The sequence below is a fragment of the Streptomyces sp. NPDC004629 genome, assembly GCF_042873595.1.
Classification (GTDB): domain Bacteria; phylum Actinomycetota; class Actinomycetes; order Streptomycetales; family Streptomycetaceae; genus Streptomyces.
Genome location: NZ_JBIALO010000003.1, coordinates 13,249 through 30,515, shown reverse-complemented (window position 1 = coordinate 30,515; position 17,267 = coordinate 13,249). Strand labels below are relative to the sequence as shown.

General features: G+C 68.3%; 17 protein-coding genes. All 17 read left to right on the top strand.

The window, feature by feature from the left end; all coding sequences use genetic code 11:
* The first annotated feature begins 3 nt into the window (after positions 1-3).
* The 17 genes from ACFYTE_RS05515 to ACFYTE_RS05435 all read left to right on the top strand — a co-directional run bounded on the left by ACFYTE_RS05515 (position 4) and on the right by ACFYTE_RS05435 (position 17,114).
* The gene (locus tag ACFYTE_RS05515) at positions 4-1,284 is read left to right on the top strand and encodes an MFS transporter (protein ID WP_388705278.1); all 1,281 of its coding nucleotides are present in this window, start codon (positions 4-6) and stop codon (positions 1,282-1,284) included.
* A 226-nt stretch (positions 1,285-1,510) separates the two neighbouring features.
* Positions 1,511-2,533, top strand: coding sequence for a guanitoxin biosynthesis L-enduracididine beta-hydroxylase GntD (gntD, locus tag ACFYTE_RS05510; RefSeq protein WP_388705275.1), 1,023 nt, complete (start codon positions 1,511-1,513; stop codon positions 2,531-2,533).
* A gap of 62 nt (positions 2,534-2,595) precedes the next feature.
* Positions 2,596-3,759, top strand: coding sequence for an enduracididine biosynthesis enzyme MppP (gene mppP / locus ACFYTE_RS05505; RefSeq protein WP_388705272.1), 1,164 nt, complete (start codon positions 2,596-2,598; stop codon positions 3,757-3,759).
* On the top strand, positions 3,756-4,976 hold the full coding sequence (mppQ, locus tag ACFYTE_RS05500; protein ID WP_388705269.1) for an enduracididine biosynthesis enzyme MppQ: 1,221 nt from the start codon (positions 3,756-3,758) through the stop codon (positions 4,974-4,976). The genes mppP and mppQ overlap by 4 nt, the downstream gene beginning before the upstream one ends.
* A 91-nt stretch (positions 4,977-5,067) precedes the next feature.
* On the top strand, positions 5,068-5,904 hold the full coding sequence (mppR, locus tag ACFYTE_RS05495) for an enduracididine biosynthesis enzyme MppR (protein ID WP_388705266.1): 837 nt from the start codon (positions 5,068-5,070) through the stop codon (positions 5,902-5,904).
* Between the two features lie 3 nt (positions 5,905-5,907).
* On the top strand, positions 5,908-6,843 hold the full coding sequence (locus ACFYTE_RS05490; protein ID WP_388705263.1) for an ArsR/SmtB family transcription factor: 936 nt from the start codon (positions 5,908-5,910) through the stop codon (positions 6,841-6,843).
* A 35-nt stretch (positions 6,844-6,878) separates the two neighbouring features.
* Positions 6,879-7,094 carry an MbtH family protein gene (locus ACFYTE_RS05485; RefSeq protein WP_362334231.1) on the top strand — a complete coding sequence of 72 codons (216 nt, stop codon included), beginning with the start codon at positions 6,879-6,881 and terminating at the stop codon, positions 7,092-7,094.
* 59 nt (positions 7,095-7,153) lie between these two features.
* Complete coding sequence (locus ACFYTE_RS05480; RefSeq protein ID WP_388705259.1) at positions 7,154-7,825, top strand: response regulator; 672 nt, start codon at positions 7,154-7,156, stop codon at positions 7,823-7,825.
* A gap of 30 nt (positions 7,826-7,855) precedes the next feature.
* A complete protein-coding gene (locus ACFYTE_RS05475; protein WP_388705256.1) occupies positions 7,856-9,025 on the top strand; it encodes an acyltransferase family protein in 1,170 nt (389 codons plus the stop codon).
* 10 nt (positions 9,026-9,035) lie between these two features.
* Positions 9,036-10,250, top strand: coding sequence for a sensor histidine kinase (locus ACFYTE_RS05470; protein WP_388705253.1), 1,215 nt, complete (start codon positions 9,036-9,038; stop codon positions 10,248-10,250).
* 145 nt (positions 10,251-10,395) lie between these two features.
* On the top strand, positions 10,396-10,773 hold the full coding sequence (locus tag ACFYTE_RS05465; protein ID WP_388705251.1) for a hypothetical protein: 378 nt from the start codon (positions 10,396-10,398) through the stop codon (positions 10,771-10,773).
* Positions 10,774-10,784: 11 nt separating this feature from the next.
* The gene (locus ACFYTE_RS05460) at positions 10,785-11,702 is read left to right on the top strand and encodes an ABC transporter ATP-binding protein (protein WP_388705248.1); all 918 of its coding nucleotides are present in this window, start codon (positions 10,785-10,787) and stop codon (positions 11,700-11,702) included.
* Between the two features lie 47 nt (positions 11,703-11,749).
* The gene (locus ACFYTE_RS05455) at positions 11,750-13,315 is read left to right on the top strand and encodes a hypothetical protein (protein ID WP_388705247.1); all 1,566 of its coding nucleotides are present in this window, start codon (positions 11,750-11,752) and stop codon (positions 13,313-13,315) included.
* 4 nt (positions 13,316-13,319) lie between these two features.
* Entirely contained in the window at positions 13,320-13,931 is a 612-nt protein-coding gene (locus ACFYTE_RS05450; protein WP_388705244.1) for a DedA family protein, read from the top strand.
* Between the two features lie 122 nt (positions 13,932-14,053).
* On the top strand, positions 14,054-14,824 hold the full coding sequence (locus ACFYTE_RS05445) for a DUF998 domain-containing protein (protein ID WP_388705242.1): 771 nt from the start codon (positions 14,054-14,056) through the stop codon (positions 14,822-14,824).
* Positions 14,825-15,182: 358 nt separating this feature from the next.
* Positions 15,183-15,821: a hypothetical protein gene (locus tag ACFYTE_RS05440; RefSeq protein ID WP_388705240.1), complete on the top strand. Its 639-nt coding sequence runs from the start codon at positions 15,183-15,185 to the stop codon at positions 15,819-15,821.
* Between the two features lie 33 nt (positions 15,822-15,854).
* Positions 15,855-17,114, top strand: coding sequence for a helix-turn-helix domain-containing protein (locus ACFYTE_RS05435; RefSeq protein WP_388705238.1), 1,260 nt, complete (start codon positions 15,855-15,857; stop codon positions 17,112-17,114).
* Positions 17,115-17,267: the final 153 nt, after the last annotated feature.

Here is a 17,267-nt window from a genome sequence, read left to right as displayed (position 1 = left end):
CCCATGGCGACGATCCGATCCCAGGGGACCGGGGGGGCGCACGCCACGCCGGTCCCTCTTTCCCGCAACCGCAACTACACGATCCTGTGGACCGGACAGCTCCTGTCGCAGCTGACGGCGGAGATTCTGGCCATCGCCCTGCCGCTGCTGATCCTGGCCGGCTCCGGCTCTCCGCTGCAGATGGGGCTGGCCTCCTCCGTCCTGTCCCTCGCCCAGATGGCGGCCGTCGTGCCGGCCGGCGTGCTCGCCGACCGCTGGGACAGGCGGGCGATCCTGCTGGTCAGCGCGAGCGCCCGAACCGCCGGGATGGCCGCCCTCGCGATCTCGCTCGCGCTGGGCCACTACAGCTTTCCGCTCGTCCTCGCGGCGGTGGCCGTGGAAGGCGTCTTCGGCGCGGCCTTCGACCCCGCCGAGCACGCGGCCCTCGCCCAGGTGGTGCCCGAGACACAGCTCTCCGCTGCCGTCGCCCGCAACACCGCCCGGCCCTACGTCGCCGCGGTGCTCGGGCCCCCGGCGGCGGGCTTCCTCTTCGCCGTGCACCCCGTGCACCCGTTCCTCGCCAACGCGCTGATGCTGGCGCTGTGCTGCGGCGCCCTGACGCTGCTGCGGCTGCCCCTGCGGCCTGCCCCGCCCGCCGACGCCCCAGCCCGCCGCGACACCCGTGCGGACGTGCTCGGCGGGTTCCGCTGGGTCCTCGGGCGGCGTGTCATCAGGACGACCCTGGTGTGGGTGATGCTGACCAACTTCGTCTTCGGCGCGCTGATGGTGGTCGTGCTCTCCCTGGCTGGCGAGGACGACGTGGGTGGGGGGGAGACGGGCCTGATGATGGGCTGCTTCGGTGTGGGCGGCGTGCTCGGCGCACTGGCCGCGCCCCGCCTGTACGCCCGGATGCCGGCCGCGCTGATCGTCCTCGGCTTCTCCTGGCTGGCGGCGGCCGGCACCACGGCCATGGCCTTCGTACCGCCGGGCGTCGAGCTGGGACTGCTGCTGGGGCTGCTCGCCCTGCTAGCACCGACCGCCAACACCGCAGTACTCACCTACCAGTTGATGGTCACCCCGGACGCACTCCGCGGGCGGCTGAGCGGACTGGCCGGCTTCTGCGGCGGCGGGGCGGGGGCCCTCGGCCCGGCGGCGGGAGGCTCGCTCATGGCGGTTGCGGGCGGCGGTACCTCGGCGCTCCTGGCATGCGCGGCGGCGTTCGCCGCGACAGCCCTGTTCGTCACGGCGAGCCCGACGATGCGCCGCTTCCCGTCCGTGGACACCGTTGAGCGGGCGGGGAAGTGACGATGTTTCGGCAGGGGCTGAAGTTTGTGGCGGGACCTCCGGGGATGTTGAGAGGCTTCACAAGGCACGGTCCGGACGGCCGCGCGGGGCGTGCTCGCAGGCCGTCCTCCCTGATGCCTCGCGCCGCGCGGGGCCGGACCGCTGTGCCCGCTGGCACCTGCGACGGCCTTTGAGCGTCGCGCCGTTTCTGCCGGAACAGCCACCCCACTGGCGGAGGTCGTACGTCGTGATCACCCATGCGCTGAATAAAGAGGAAATAACATCATTAGAGTCACTGATAGATGACATAGCAAGAGAGCATCACTCGGTGGAGTCCGCCGAGTTCCAGTTGGAGAGCCGCCTGTACGCGGCCGAACTGCCGCGTCGGCTGCGCAGCGCGGTCCTGGACTACCGGTCATCGGAGCGGTCGGCCACGCTCGTCGTCTCCGGCCTGCCGGTGGACGACGCGGCGCTCGGCCCCACCCCTCTCGACCGCACAGGCTCTTCGAGCGACACCGCCTCGCTCCGGCAGGACATCGCGTTCTTCCTGATCGCCGCGCTGCTCGGGGACCCAGTCGGCTGGGCCACCCAGCAGGACGGGCGCCTCATGCACGACATCTACCCGGTCAAGGAGCACGAGCACGGCCAGATCGGCTGGGGCAGTGCCGAGACCCTCACCTGGCACACCGAGGACGCCTTCCACCCGCTGCGCGCCGACTACCTCGGGCTGATGTGCCTGCGCAACCCCGACGGCGTGGAGACGATCGTCGCCGACGTCGCCGATGTGCGGCTGGACGATGACCTGCGCGCCCTGCTCTCTCAGGAGCGCTTCGTCATCAGGCCGGACGACGCCCACCGCCTCACGGGCGAGTCCGCAGCCGTCACCGGCCGCGGCGCCGAACTGCTCCGGCGCAGCCGCGAGCGCGTGGAGCGGGCTCTGGCCGATCCCACGCCCGTCGCCGTGCTGTTCGGCGACACCGACGACCCGTACCTGTGCGTCGACCCCTACTACATGGCCGGCAGCCAGGGTGAGGAGGAACAGCGCGCGCTCGATGCCCTGAGTGTCGCCGTCGACGCCGCGCTCACCGACGTGGTGCTCCAGCCTGGCGACATCTGCTTCATCGACAACTTCCGGGCCGTCCACGGACGCAAACCCTTCATGGCCCGTTTCGACGGCACGGACCGCTGGCTGCGCCGGCTGAACGTTGCCCGGGACCTGCGTCCGTCCCGTGGGGCACGGCTCGACGCGGAAGCCCGCGTCATCCACTGAGCGGCACCGCCGTCGAGTTCCGAGGGCGAGCCCATCTTCCCCCGACTACACGCGAGGTTGTTGTGACTGCTGCACCCGAGGTAGGCAACCGGCCGATCCTGCACGGCCAGGGCGAGGAAAACCTCACCCAGCTGGAGTTCATGGCCATCAACAGTGAACTCAACCTGGCCGACGGCCATGCCCGACAAGGGCTGACCCCGACCCAGGAGAAGATCATCAACGAGCTGCCCGCCCTCTTCGCGGAGAGCGCGGAGCGGCCCGTCGAGGAGCTGGAGAACGAGGCCCACGAAGCCTTCTTCCACTCGCTCGGCCAGCACAGCTATCTGTCCGGCAGCGGCCGTGTGCTGAGCTGCTACGCGTCGTCCGTGGCCATGGAGATCCTCGCCCGCACCCTCGCGACCTCCATCGACGCCATCGCGCTGGTCCACCCGACCTTCGACAACATCCCCGACATTCTGCGCGGCTGCGGCCTGCGCCTGGTCCGCCTGGACGAGGAATCGCTGCACTGCGGCGACCTGGCCCCCGAGTTCCTCGAGTCGGTCGGCGCGGTCTTCGTCACCACCCCGAACAACCCCACCGGCCTCGTGCTCTCCGGGGAACGCCTGACCCGGCTCGCCCAGCAGTGCGCCGAGCACGACGTGGTCCTGTGCCTGGACACTTCCTTCCGCGGCTTCGATCTGCGCGCCCAGTACGACCACTACGAGATCCTGGCTGCCAGCGGCTGCCGCTGGGTCGTGATCGAGGACACCGGCAAGCTGTGGCCGACCCTCGATCTCAAGTCCGGTTTCCTCGTCTACTCGGACAACCTCGGACTGCCGGTCGACCTGATCTACTCCGACATCCTGCTCGGTGTCTCCCCGTTGATCCTCACCCTGATCCGCGAATTCGCCACAGACGCCGCGTCCGGCGGCTTCGCCGACCTCCACGAGTTCATTGCCGGAAACCGGCGCATCGTGCGCGACGGACTGGCCGGCGTCGAGGGGATCACCTGCCTCGGCGACGACATCCGGGTGAGTGTGGAGCGCGTCCGCCTGGACAAGGGCTCGGCATCGGAGGTCTGGACCGAACTGCGCGACCAGAATGTCTATGTCCTGCCCTGCCGCAAGTTTCACTGGGCGAACCCGCGGGAGGGCGACGACAGTTTCCGCATCGCGCTGGCCCGGCCCGCGCAGCCCCTGGAGCGTGCGGTCCGCATGTTGCGCATCGCGCTGGAGTCGCGTCGATGACACCCCCCACCGTGGCACCCGCCGGGCAGACGGTGGCAGAGCATGCCAGTGCGATACGGCACTGGCGGCCGGGGATCGTCCAGGACGTCCCGCCGCCCGGCCTGATCGACCTCGGCCCCGGCTACCCCGACCCCGCACTGCTGCCGGTTGGTCTGCTGCGTGCTGCCTACCACCGCGCGCTGGACGAGTACGGCCCGGCCGCGCTCGCCTACGGTCACAACGCGGGTGCCCTCCCGTTGCGCGAGGCCCTGGCAGAGCGGGCCGCGCTCGCCGACGGGCACCCCTGCGGACCCGACCAGGTGTTACTGACAGCCGGCACGTCCCAGGCCCTGCACCTCCTGTCCGGCCTGCTGGGGCGCCCGGGAGACATGGTCATCACCGACCAGTACTCCTACGACCTGGGGCGGCGGATCTTTACCGACTGCGGGCTGCGCGTGCGCGCGGTGGCCATGGACGAGCTCGGCATGGATCCGGCGGCGCTGCGCGAGGCACTGCGCGCCGAGCACGCGGTGGGGCGACGGGTCGCCTTCGTCTACGTCAACCCCGCCTTCCACAACCCCACCGGCATCGTCGTCCCTCTCACCCGAAGAAGAGAGCTGCTCGATGTCACCCGGGAGCACGAGGCGGTGGTGATCGAGGACGACGCCTACGCCGAACTCACCTTGGACGGAGGGCAGTCCGTCCCTCCGTCGTTCGCGGCGCTGGCCGGCTACCGGGGCGTGCTGCGGCTCGGCACGTTCGCCAAGACGCTGGCCCCCGGACTGCGGCTCGGCTGGCTGCTCGGTGAGCCCGCACTGGTGGCGTGGCTCGGCGAGCACGGCATGCTCGTCAGCGGCGGCTCGCTAAACCACACCACGTCCCTGGCGGTCGCGACCGTACTGCGCGACGGGGACTACGACCGGCATCTGACCCGGATTCGGGCCGAGTTGGGCAAACGCAGGGACGCCCTGGCGGAGCCCCTGCGTGCCCTCCTGGGCGAGCGGATGGCCTGCCGGGTGCCCGGCGGAGGCTTCTTCCTGTGGCTGGGGCCGGGCGGCACGGACGCCGCCCGGGAGGAGACATACACCGCGGCCGCCGAGGCGGCCGGGGTACGGCTCGCACCCGGGTCCCGGTTCGGCGCCGGCGACAGGCCCCGGTTGCGGCTGGCCTACAGCTTCAACCCGCCCGCAGTGCTGACCGAGGCGGCGCACCGCCTCGCTGGAGCGTGGGCTGCTTGATCGGGTACCGGCCCCGGCCACCGTCGTACCCGCTCGTCCGTACCCGCCCCATCCCTCCCGCACACAACCGACACGGAAACGGGAACTGTTGATGTCTCCTGCCCCACACCAGGCCATCGCTCCCCAACCCCACGACATGGGCCCCCGCGGCTACAGCCTTCCCCTGTCGCCCTCGGGCAGCTCCGCCATGCTCACGCCTCCGCCCTGGCACTTCTCGGGCGACGTCATCATGGTCGACTACCGCGTCGATCCTGATGCCGCCGCGCGTTTCCTGCCGCCGGGGCTCACTCCGGGTGCCGACCCCGGCGCCGCCGCGGCCGTCTTCGCCGTCTGGCAGTGGTGTTCCGACTCGGGCGAAGAACTGTCCGACCCGTCCCGCAGCCAGTTCTCCGAGTTCCTGATCCTGCTCGGCTGTGACCACGAAGGGGCCGTCATGGCACGTTGCCCGTACGCCTGGGTCGACCAGGCCGTGCCCCTCGTGCGCGGCTGGGTGCAGGGCATGCCCAAGCAGTACGGCGCCATCCATCAGACCCGGCACGGGCTGGTGGGCCGGGCTGGCTCGCGCCGGGCCGAGGGCTCCCTTTTCGCCGGGAACCTCTCGGTGCACGGTCGGCGCGTCGCCGAGGCCGCCGTGACCCTGACCGGGCCCGCCCAGGAACCGCCCGCGCTGCACGCGGTCCCGCTCGCCCACAGTCTCGTCGCCCCCGCCTGGACAGCACCGGTCGAGCAGCCCGCTCCGCTGGCCGCCTCCGAGGTGACCGACGTCGAGTTCGGGGACATCTGGACCGGCACAGCCGAACTGGAGTTCTTCGACGCCCTGGACGAGGACTTCGCCGGGCTGCGGCCGGTCGAGGTCGGCGCCGGTCACGTCTTCTCGTACGCCGAGACACTCAAGGGAGGGCGCGCGCTGCCCCTCCGCGGGGAGTGACACATGCTGAGGATCCACTTCACCGCCGAGGACCTCGCCCGGCTGCGCATGTCGGCGGGCCTCGGACTGCTGACCGAGAGCGCGCTCGCCCTCCGGTTGTTCGCCGACAGCAACAACGTCATGTTCCACGGCTGGCGCCGGCAGCTGCGCGTCGAACTCGGGCCTCGCTCCGCGGTTTTCGAGACCCTGGCGCGCAGATACGAGTCGGTCGACGACCTGGTCAACCTCGTCCACCGCAGCGAGCGTCCCAAGGACATAAGCCCACGCCCGGTCAACCCCGCTCAGGCCGCCGTGATGTCCGCCCTGGCCGACTTCAGCCATGCGGCGGTGCGACCCTACTGGGCGAAGGTGCGCACCATTCTGGAGGCCGTCCGGGACACGAGCGGACGCATCATGATCGCCTCCGGCGCGGAACGGCTGCTCGGCAGTCTGCACCCGAGACTCCGCTGGCACGCCCCGGTCCTGGAACTCCATCGCGGCCCGGACCGGGACGTCTACCTCGCCGGCCGCGGGCTGGTGCTCAGTCCTTCGTTCTTCCTGCCCGAGCAGACGTGTCTGTTCGTGGAGGCGACGGGACCGAACGGAAGGCCGACGGTGCTCTTCCCGGTCAACAATCCGGCCAAAGCGGAGTTCAGCAGGCAATGCGCCGGAGACGTCGAGGCACTCGGCGCGCTCGTGGGGCACACCCGGGCCGCGGCGCTTCAAGTGCTGACCGAAAGCTGCACCACCAGCGAGCTGGCGAAACGGCTCAACCTCTCGCTCGCCGGGGCCAGCAAGCACGCCTCCATACTGCGCCGGGCCGGCCTGATCATGACGACGAGAAGCCGGAACACCGCGCTGCACACCCTCACCCCGCTCGGCGTGGCCCTGCTCGACAGCCGCACCCATGAGACACGCGGATCCGCGCCGGCCCGGCGGGTGCGCGTTCCCGCCGCCTGAGCCCTAGTTCCCGCCCGATCCAAGGAGGAGACACCATGAGCACCAACCCGTTCGACGACCCGGATGGCACGTTCCTGGTCCTGGCCAACGACGAGGGCCAGCACTCCCTGTGGCCGTCCTTCGCCGACGTCCCCGCCGGCTGGCTGGTTGTCCTGGAAGCGACGGACCGCCAGTCGGCGCTCGCATACGTCAATGAGCACTGGACCGACATGAGGCCTCGGCGACTGGCCGAAAGGATGGCCGAGAACTAGCCGGTCCACCCGCTAATCCGCGGATTCCCACTGTCCTTCGCCTGCAAGAATGGCCGACCGTGACGATTCGTGTGCTCATCGCTGACGATCAGGAGATGGTCCGCCGCGGTATGCGGCGCATACTCGAGAGTCAGCCGGACATAGAGGTGATCGGCGAGGCCGCCAACGGCATGGATGCCCTGGAGACGGCCAAGCGGCTGCGGCCCGACGTCGCTCTCCTGGATGTCCGTATGCCGCGCATGGACGGACTCGAGGTCACACGAAACCTGCTCGCCCCCACGGCCGACTTCCGGGGCAGGGTCGTCATCGTGACGACCTTCGACCTGGACGAGTACGTGTATCCGGCATTGCGCTACGGCGCCTCGGGCTTTCTGCTCAAGCGCTCCGGACCGACGCTGCTGGTGGAAGCCGTGCGTGCCGCGGTCGCCGGTGACAGCCTGATCAGCCCTTCCGTCACAGTACGGCTGCTCAGGCACGTCACCGGCCCCGGCCGAGGCTCTGGTGCGGCAGCCGGGCGTGAGGCCCCCGTCGAGCCCCTCACAAAGAGGGAGATCGAAATCGCCGGGAAGGTCGCCGAGGGACTGACCAACGCCGACATCGCGACGGAGATGTTCATTTCACCGGGCACGGTCAAGACGCATGTCGCCAGCATTCAGCGGAAACTCGGCGTGCGAAACAGGGTCGGAATCGCCGTGCGGGCGTGGGAGATGGGATACGCCACAAAGTGCTAGCCACGCATCGTTACTTCCAAAAGAGGCGACATGACCGTCGGAGACATAACCGCGACTCCTCATGAGAGACGTCCGCAACTTCACACCCTGACCAGCCTGCGCGTCATCTTCATGGCCCTGGTCTTCATCGTGCACGGTTCCTTCGAAATCGTCTTCAAGTCCTACGACTGGAGCCTGAACTACCTGGAAGGCGTCGGAACGTCGGGCCAGACAGCCGTTTCGTATTTCTTCGTCCTCTCCGGCTTCGTGCTCACGTGGTCCTGGAGAGAGCGGGACACAGCACGCACCTTCTGGCGCCGGCGCATCGTCAGGGTGTTCCCCAATCACATCACCGCTCTGGGATTCACCCTCGTCCTGGTTGTCTGCTTCATCCAACTTCCGGCCCTGTTCCCTCTGTTCACTCAACTGGTCCTGATCCAGGCCTGGTTCCCCTCACCCGAATACATCGACATCGCCAACACCCCGACGTGGTCGCTGTCCGCGGACATCGCGTTCTACGCTCTGTTCCCGCTGCTGCTGCCCCTGATCCGCCGGATCAGACCGGGGCGGCTGTGGTATGCGGCCGGTGCCGTGGTGGCGATCATCGTGCTGATTCCCGTGATCGCCCTCGCTCTGCCCGACACTCCCCCGAAGCCGCTGTGGCACACGTCGGAGAGCAGGTACTGGTTTGTGTATTTCTTCCCGCTCACGCGGATGCTGGAGTGCGTGCTTGGCATGCTGATGGCTCGCATCGTCATCATGGGCCGGTGGATCGGTCTGCGCCCGCTTCCGGCCGTGATGCTTCTGGTGGCGTCATACGCGATTTCGCAGCAACTGCCTTACCTCTTCCGCTACGCCGCCCTGATGGCTGTTCCCGTCGCCCTGCTGACCGCCTCGCTGGCGGTGGCCGATGTGGCGGGCCGCCGCACGTACCTGACCAGCAAGGTCATGATCCGACTCGGCGAACTCACCTTCGCGTTCTACCTGCTCCACCAACCGATATTGAAGTACGGCCATTTGATGCTCGGCTACACCATGGACGGAGGGGAGCCGAAGGGAAAGTCCTGGGGACCTGCGGGCGGCCTCACGTTTCTGGTCGGCACCTTCGCGGTCTCCCTGGCGCTGGCGTGGGTGCTGAACGTCTGCGTGGAGCGGCCGGCGGTGCGCCGCTGGTCCCGGCGCAAAACACCGGCGGCCGAGTCGGTGCGGGTCTCTGCATAGGCTGAGGACTATGACGAAGAGCGGTAGGGCGTTGGGACGTTGGCGGAGCTTAGGCATCTGGGCGGCGGTCTTCTGTCTGGGGCTGCCCGCCCTGCCCGGCCCGCCCATTGCTCTGCTTCTCGCCTTCTCGGCGTTCGTGGCCCTGTCGGTTCCGCTGCTTCGATGGCCGTGGGGAAGGATCACCGAGAACACCGCCGCGTACACGGCCCTCGCGGTGTCCCTCCTCACGGACGTCGCGTACGTCGGCAAGCCTGGCCTCGTCCTCCTGTGGATGCCCTTCGAGTTCGTGGGGCTGCTGGTGCTGACAGGGCGCCTGATCCGGCGGGCACGACCTCGTCGCCTGATCCCCGTCGCGCTCGTGGCTGTTCTCACGACGACCGCTCTGCCCCTGCGCTTCACTCTGCGCACCCCGGAGTCCGGAACGAGCGGGGTGGTGATCATGGTGTTCATCACGCTGATGCCGGTGGCCTGCGCCGCCGGCATCGGCGGTTACCTGCGGGCCACGGACCACCGCCGGCAACGGGCGGTGTTGCAGGCCCGCCGGGAACAACGGCTCCACATGGCCAGAGTCCTGCACGACTTCGTCGCCCACGAGGTGACGGGCATGGTGCTGGAGGTGCAGGCCGCCCAGGCGTCGGCCTACGACCCTGAACAGCACCAGGCGCTGCTCAGCCGGGTGGAGCAGGCGGGTCTACGCGCCCTCGACTCGATGGACCGCACTCTGCAGACCTTGCGCGAGGCGGAGGACGAGCACCATGGCACGCCGGGACAGGAGCCCGCTCAGCCGTCGACCCGGGTGTACGGGCTGGCGGACCTGCCCGACCTGGTGCGCAGGTTCGCCGAGTCGAGCTCGATCACCACTGAACTGGACCTTGCCGAAGAACTGGTCGGGATGCTCCCCCGAGAGGTCGAGGAGACCGCATACAGCCTGGTGCTGGAATCCCTGACCAACGTCCGGCGCCATGCCGCCTCGGCCCGGCTGGTCAGGGTGGCCGTCGAGCAGGCAGGAGATGCCGTGCTGCGTGTGTCCGTCACGAACGACGGGGGGAGCGGCAAGTCGCTGCACCCGCACCGCGAGGGCGGTGGCACGGGCCTTGTTGGGATGGACGAACGGTTCAAGATTCTCGGCGGGACGGTCACAGCCGGCCCGTCGGCCGACGGCTGGCAGGTCACGGGGACGCTGCCGCTGCCTTCGCCGGCGGCCGGGAACGCCGCTGCCCGCTGACTGCGTCACCGGATATCTGCCGAACGGCAGATGTCCGACGGGCTCAGAAAAACCATGCTGAGGGGGTCTACTGAGCTATCCGGAGGTACGCGTGTTCTCTCGTAGTTTGTCAAGGAGCGTCCTGGCAGCTGTTGTCCTGACCTCATTGGCCGTTCTCACGGGCTGCGCCGACGCCGGCGATGCGGCACCTGAAAAGAAGACCTTCTCCTTCGGCGGGAAGACGCTCAACGTCCGGTCCCACGGCATTCCCACGGATCTCGTCGCGAGCGACCGAGAGGACGTGGAGGTCACTCGGTGGTTCGACGTTCAGCCCGGAGCCAAGCCGCACTCCAGTTGGAAGCTCACGGACGGCATCCTGGATCTGCAGGCAGGCTGTAAGCGGTTTGCCAACTGCGATGTGCGCTTCCGAGTCGAGGTGCCGAAGTCCGTGAAGGTTCTGCGCAACGGCAGTGCCACGAAGCTGAAGGGCACACAGGCGGCGGCCTCGGCGCCGCTGACCGGTGTCAGGAACTTCGGGGCGTAGGGGGTCGCACCATGCTGGAACTCGTCGACATCACCAAGGTCTACCGGGGCGGTAAACGAGCCGTGGACGGGATGACCATGCGGCTGGAGACCGGAATGCTCGGCCTGCTCGGCCCGAACGGAGCCGGCAAGTCATCCCTCATGCGGATCGCCTCGACCGTGACCCGGCCGACCAGCGGCCAGGTCCTGTTCAACGGCACCGATGTGGTGGCCAAGCCGGACGTGCTGCGCCGCACCCTCGGCTATCTACCGCAGGACTTCGGGGTGTATCCCAACCTCACCTCGCGGGAGTTCCTCTCCTACCTTGCGGCCGCCAAGGGACTGTCGGCCCGCTCGGCCCGCTCCCGCATCGACGAACTGCTGGAACTGGTCAACCTCACCGAGGCGGTCAAGCGCCCCCTCGGCAAGTACTCCGGCGGCATGATGCGCCGGGTGGGCATCGCCCAGGCGCTCCTCGCCGACCCGAAGGTCATCGTCGTGGACGAGCCCACCGCCGGCCTCGACCCCGAGGAGCGGGTCCGTTTCCGGAACCTGTTGAGCGATCTCGCTGCGGACCGGGTCGTCATGCTCTCCACACACATCGTCTCCGACGTCGAGTCCGTGGCCTCCGACATCGCCGTGGTCGCGAACGGGCGACTCCAGCGTCGAGGATCGCCCGAGGAACTCCTGTCAGCGATAGAGGGACGGGTGTGGGAGGTCCTCGTCGACCCCGCGGACGTTCCCGTCATCCAGAAGCGGCAGATCGTCAGCCGGATGATCCGCACCTCGAGCGGAGTCCGCGTACGGCTCCTGACGCACGTGCCGCCGTACGCGACCGCCGAGCAGGTCGAGCCCGATCTTGAGGACGCGTACCTGGCCATCGTGAACCAAGCCGTTGTGCAACCGACCGCGCCACTGGCCACTCCCGCCGAGCCCACGGGATGGCAGTGATGCTGGAGACACTCATCAGGCTCGCCATCGGCGACTTCTGGGACCGGGTGCGACGGCCGGCGTATGCCGTCATCCTGATCGCCGCGGTCGGACTGGGCTATCTCGCCACACCCGCCAAGGAATCCGGTTGGGTGGTCATGCAGGTCGGTGCCTACCGGGGCACCTACAACAGCGCGTACATCGGCATGGTCGTCGCGCTGGCTGGGACAGTATGGCTCTCGCTCGGCGGCTTCTACGTCGTACGCAATGCGATCTCGCGCGACGAGAGCACCGGTGTGGGCAGGCTCCTGGCGGCGACGCCTCTGCGGACGTGGGCCTACCTGCTCGCCAAGTTCCTGAGCAGCGTACTGGTGCTGGCCTCCATGCTGGGCGTTCTCGTGGTGACCGCTGTGGTCATGCAATTGGCGCGCGGGGAATCCATGACGATCAACCCAGTGGAACTGCTGAGTCCCTTCGTGGTGATCGCCTTGCCGCTCATGGCGTTCACTGCGGCTGCGGCTCTCCTCTTCGAGACGATCCCGCTGCTGAGGGCAGGGTTTGGCAACGTTCTGTGGTTCTTCATCTGGGCGTTCATCGCGATCGGCGGCCAGTCCCCCGGCGCCCCGCTCGGCGGCATCGGAGTTCACAGCGTTGTCCAATCGCTGAGCACGAGCATGAAGGCGCAGGGCATCGACCTCGACAAAGTCGGCGAGTTCAGCCTGGGCCTGACTCTGATCGACAAGCCCCTGAAGACCTTCGAGTGGCACGGCTTCGACCCGAGCCCAGCGTTTCTGCTCAGCAGGTACGTGTTGATCATGATCGCCGTGGCGGTCGTCCTGTTGCCCGCCCTGTGGTTTCCCCGCTTTGACCCGGCGAGGGGTGGCGCCCTTGCGCGCCTGGGTGCGGACACCGGTACCGCGCCGGAAGGATCCGGGATGCCCGCCGTCGTCATGCGGGACGACCATACGGAGGAACGCTCTGCCGGGTTCACGAACATGCCGCAAGTTTCCGTGAAATACGGGAATCCCGCCCTGCGTCTGCTCTTCGGAGAAGTCCGCATCCTCATCCAGGGCATCCCGTTGTGGTGGTGGGCGGGTGTTCTCCTCCTCGCGCTCGTCGCCCAAATGGTCACCCCCGCCACCGGCGTCAGCCGGTTCCTGCTCCCGCTGGCCTGGATCTGGCCGGTCCTCATCTGGTCCCGGCTGGGCACCCAGCGTCACGAATCCGGAGTCGAGGCCATCCTCGGCGCCTATCCCTCCGCACGTAGCCGGGTGGCTGCGGAATGGGGAGCGGGCTTCCTGCTCACGGCCGTCGCCGGCATCGGTCCGGCGGCGCGCATGTTCACCGGATCGGACACCCAGGGCCTGGTCCACTGGTTCTGCGGGGCGCTCTTCATCCCCTCTTTCGCGCTCGTCCTCGGCACACTCAGCCGGACCCACCGTCTCTTCCAATTCGCCTATCTGCCCCTGTGGTACGGCACGGTCAACGGAATCGCGCCGGTCGACTTCATGGGCGCGATCCGGGCCGACGACGGCACCCCGGCGGGCATGTCACCGACGTTCCTGATCGTCGCCGCGGCCGTGATGCTCGGGGCGGTGTTCCTGTCGAGCACGGCACGCCGCGCAACGACGTGACCGCATGGGCGACTTGCTGTGGATCTACCCGCTCCTGGCGGTCATCACCCTCGTACCGTTGATCCCCAACTCCGCAGCACTGGCCGCGGCCGGCGCCCTCGCCGCCACGGGTCGCCTGAGCCCCGTACTGGTCATGGCGATTCCGCTCACCGCTGCAGTAGTCGGCGACCTGCTCGTGTACGTCGTCGGCCGTTGCGGAAGTCCACGGCTGCTGAACGGGCTCTCCCGATACCGACGCTGGCCCAAGCACACCAGGGTCAGGCGGGCTGCGCATCATGTGCGACGCCATGGCGTCGCGGCACTGATCGCCGTCCGGTTTCTCCCTGGAGGACGGCTGTTCGGCGGCCTGACAGCGGGGCTCACCCGCTTAGTCGCGTGGCGCTACGCCTGCGCGATGTGTGCGGCCGAAGCGATCTTCGTCTCATGCGCTGTGGGCATCGGATACTTCGGCGGAAGCATCCCGGGTATCCCGGCGAACGGATTCGCGGCTGTGGTCATGGGGCCCGCGGTGTCCCTCATCGTCGCTGTCAGCGTGCTGGCGGCTGAATCGACAGGTCGTCGCCGAAGGCACCGGCTGCAGGCGCCCGCTGGGACACACGAGGACTCTCGCCCCTGAGGTGTGACGGCAGAAAACCCAGGGGCGAGTTGAACGGCCCCGGCCCAGCCATGAACCGAATCCCCCGCGGCGGTTGGGCCGGGGCTCCGTACGCAGAAAAACGATCCGAAGAGGATGGACCCTTGAAGGACAGGATCGGCTGGCTCGCATGGCTCGCAGGTGCCCTTCAGTTTTTCTCGACGCACGCCGTCGTCGAGGCCGTCTGGCCGAGACCGTACAGCTGGGCCCGGAACAACATCAGTGACCTCGGCAACGTCTACTGCACCACGCAGTCGCAACCCGAACCGCGGTACGTCTGCTCGCCCGCACACGATGCGATGAACCTTTCGTTCATCGCTCTGGGAGCGCTGCTTGCCGTCGGCGTGGTCCTTGGCCGTTCCCTGTGGCGCGGTCGCTGGACCGCGAAGCTGGCCCGGTTCCTTCTCGCGGGCGCCGGCATCGGCTTCGTCCTGGCAGGTCTCGCGCCCGCCGACGTCAACGAGAACTCACATGTCCTGGGTGCTCTGCTCATCATGGGAACCGGCAACCTGGGCCTTCTGCTGGCGGGCGCCGGTATGTCGGGTGAGGTCGCGGCCGGACTGCGGTGGGCGACCGCCTTGCTCGGAGCTCTCGCGATCACCGCCATGTGCCTGTTTCTGTTCGGCAATTACCTCGGACTCGGCATGGGAGGCATGGAGCGGGTGGCGGCATTTCCCATTCTCGTTTGGACGCTCACGGCCGGGGCCCTGGGCCTTCTCCGCAAGCCCCGAATCGCGGTGGGCGAACGTAAGGGAGAAACGCTGTCAAAGCCGGGCCACGTGCTCACTTTGGCATCGCAATGGAAGCTCGCAGGCAGCAGCCACGACATCCGCGCCGAGGGACACAGCTGTCCCGGCGAAGCGCCGCTGCACTGACCTGGAAGCACTTGTTGGGCCTGGACCTCGACGACAGCCGGTTCGACCGCTCGTTTGCTGTCCCGGTTCCAGGCCCGGCTGGTCGCGCGCGATCGTCGACAGCGGGCCGTCCCACGGCGGGCGGATCCGGATGCCTGCCCGCTTCGTCCGTGGAGCCACTGACGCTGTCCAGAGGATGCGCACCAGCGGTACCGGCGGATGACCGCGACAGCCCGGCGTAGGCAAACCTGAAGCCCGGCAGGCCAGTTGGGTCAGAATGACAAAGTCGAACTGACATGCGATGATGTGCCTAGTTTCAGAAACGCCACCTCGATTGAGGTACGATTTCTGAAATCAACGTTGTCTGGAGGACCCGACCTTGGCCCAGCCCGACCGCCAGCAGTACGCTCAGCAACTCGCCGAACTCGATGTGTCCGCCGACCTGTTCACCGTGGTACTGAGCATGGCGCTGGAGGATGTGCGCGGGTGCACGGACTTCGACGCTCCGGCCACGCGGGGTTTCCTGTTCTGGAGCCGGGCCAACCGCTATCTGGCGGAGCTGCTGGTACCCGAAGAGAGGTGGGGACGCACTTCGCGGGACAGCATCCTGCGGGTCATCCACCCCGACCGGACCCACGCGATCACCGCTATCAGCGCGGAGGGCGGGGTTGCCGACCTGGACAAGCGGGTGCGCTCGAAGAACCCCAAGGGACCCGCCATGGCGCGGATGGTGGAGAAGAACGGCCAGCTGGCTTTCCTCTCCCGCGACGAGGTGGAGTACGGCGTGGAGCTGGACGAGCTCCCCACCTGGTGCCTCCTCTACAAGCGGGAGGAGGGGCTCATCAAGGCGGAGTTATCGCTGCCGGTGAAGATGAACGGCAAGTTCGTCGACGAGTGGCTGCACCGCATACCCATCAGCCTCCCGCCGATGGACGACCCCGGCTTCGACATCTCGCTGGACGAGCCCGGGGACGACCAGGGCCCGGAGGTCGTCGTGGAATTCCTGGGGGAGAATTAGCTGGTCAGAGCAAGGCATGGGAGTTGAGGCAACGTGTTCACGCCAGAGCGGCTGGTCCTCGCGCGCAAGCGCCGACGTATGAGCCAGGCCGCTCTGGCGGCGGCCTCGGGCCTGTCGCCGCAGAGCATCAACGCCTTCGAGAAGCACCGCAAGGTGCCGTCGGCGGAGACCCTCGCCTCGCTTGCCTGGATCCTGCGCTTCCCTGTGCCGTTCTTCCAGGCCCCGCCCGCCCCGGAGATGCAACTGGACGCGGTCAGTTTCCGGGCGCCGACCAAGATGAGCGCCCTGGAACGCGATGCCACCCTCAGCTCCGGCGCCGTGGCCTCCACCCTCAATGCCTGGCTGGAAGAGCGCTTCCGTCTTCCCGCTCCCAACGTGCCCACCTATCCGCACCTGACGCCGGAGCAGGCCGCCGAGCAGGTGCGGGCGGCCTGGGGACTCGGTGAGGCGCCCGTACCCAACCTGGTCCACCTGCTGGAGGCCAACGGCGTACGGGTGTTCTCACTGGCACCGGACTGCCTGGACGCGGACGCCTTCTCCACCACCCACGCAGGCACCCCGTACGTCTTCCTCAACACCCGAAAGACCGGTGAACGCGGCCGGTTCGACGCCGCCCACGAGCTCGGCCACCTGGTCCTGCACTCTGAGCACCGCATTCCCGGCGGTCGCGAGGGCGAGCCGGAGGCCAACGCCTTCGCCTCCGCCTTCCTCATGCCACGGGCCGGCATCATCGCCCAACGCCTCAATGACCCTTCAGCGGAGCGGATTCTCAGCGCCAAGCGCCGCTGGGGCGTCTCCGCCATGGCCCTGGCCTACCGGCTCCGCGCCCTCGGTCTGCTGTCCGAATGGCGTCATACCCAGACCGTCAAGAGACTCGCCCAGATGGGATACCGCAGCGGCGAACCCGGCTCCCTTCTGGCCCGGGAGAGCAGCCAGCTCCTGGCCAAGGTTTTCGACGCCCTGCGTACCAAGAGGATGACCGCTGCCGATGTTGCGGCCCAGATGGGCATCCACCCCGACGACCTGAACGACTACGTCTTCGGCCTCGTCCCCATTAGCGTCCCTGGTGAAGGCAGGACCTCGACCGCACGGCGCCCCGAACTGCGCCTGGTCCACGACACCACCCCGGCTGGGCACGCACAACCCGGCACCGCGCTCACAGCATCCGCTGCTTCCACGGCGGCCACAAAGATGACGAAGACGCCCTTCGAAGAACCGGACGACGACACCGTGCGTCCCACCCCCCTGCGGCGCCCCACCCGGTCTGGCCCCAGGACGCCTCAAGGCAGGTGACCGCGGTAACACGCCGCACCACACCCGGCTGGGCCCTGTTGCTCCGCAGGAGCGGTCCACCCTGCTTCTTCAGGCACCATGCGGTCCCGCAGGCGTTGGGCAGGGCATGAACGCACACAGTCACTCGTACGACGCGTGGTACCCGGGAGCGGG

Excerpts from the sequence above, each read along its gene's own strand:
- ACFYTE_RS05515 (WP_388705278.1), top strand. The coding sequence starts at position 4 with ATGGCGACGATCCGATCCCAGGGGACCGGGGGGGCGCACGCCACGCCG.
- mppQ (WP_388705269.1), top strand. The coding sequence starts at position 3,756 with ATGACACCCCCCACCGTGGCACCCGCCGGGCAGACGGTGGCAGAGCAT.
- mppR (WP_388705266.1), top strand. The coding sequence starts at position 5,068 with ATGTCTCCTGCCCCACACCAGGCCATCGCTCCCCAACCCCACGACATG.
- ACFYTE_RS05490 (WP_388705263.1), top strand. The coding sequence starts at position 5,908 with ATGCTGAGGATCCACTTCACCGCCGAGGACCTCGCCCGGCTGCGCATG.
- ACFYTE_RS05485 (WP_362334231.1), top strand. The coding sequence starts at position 6,879 with ATGAGCACCAACCCGTTCGACGACCCGGATGGCACGTTCCTGGTCCTG.
- ACFYTE_RS05475 (WP_388705256.1), top strand. The coding sequence starts at position 7,856 with ATGACCGTCGGAGACATAACCGCGACTCCTCATGAGAGACGTCCGCAA.
- ACFYTE_RS05470 (WP_388705253.1), top strand. The coding sequence starts at position 9,036 with ATGACGAAGAGCGGTAGGGCGTTGGGACGTTGGCGGAGCTTAGGCATC.
- ACFYTE_RS05460 (WP_388705248.1), top strand. The coding sequence starts at position 10,785 with ATGCTGGAACTCGTCGACATCACCAAGGTCTACCGGGGCGGTAAACGA.
- ACFYTE_RS05450 (WP_388705244.1), top strand. The coding sequence starts at position 13,320 with ATGGGCGACTTGCTGTGGATCTACCCGCTCCTGGCGGTCATCACCCTC.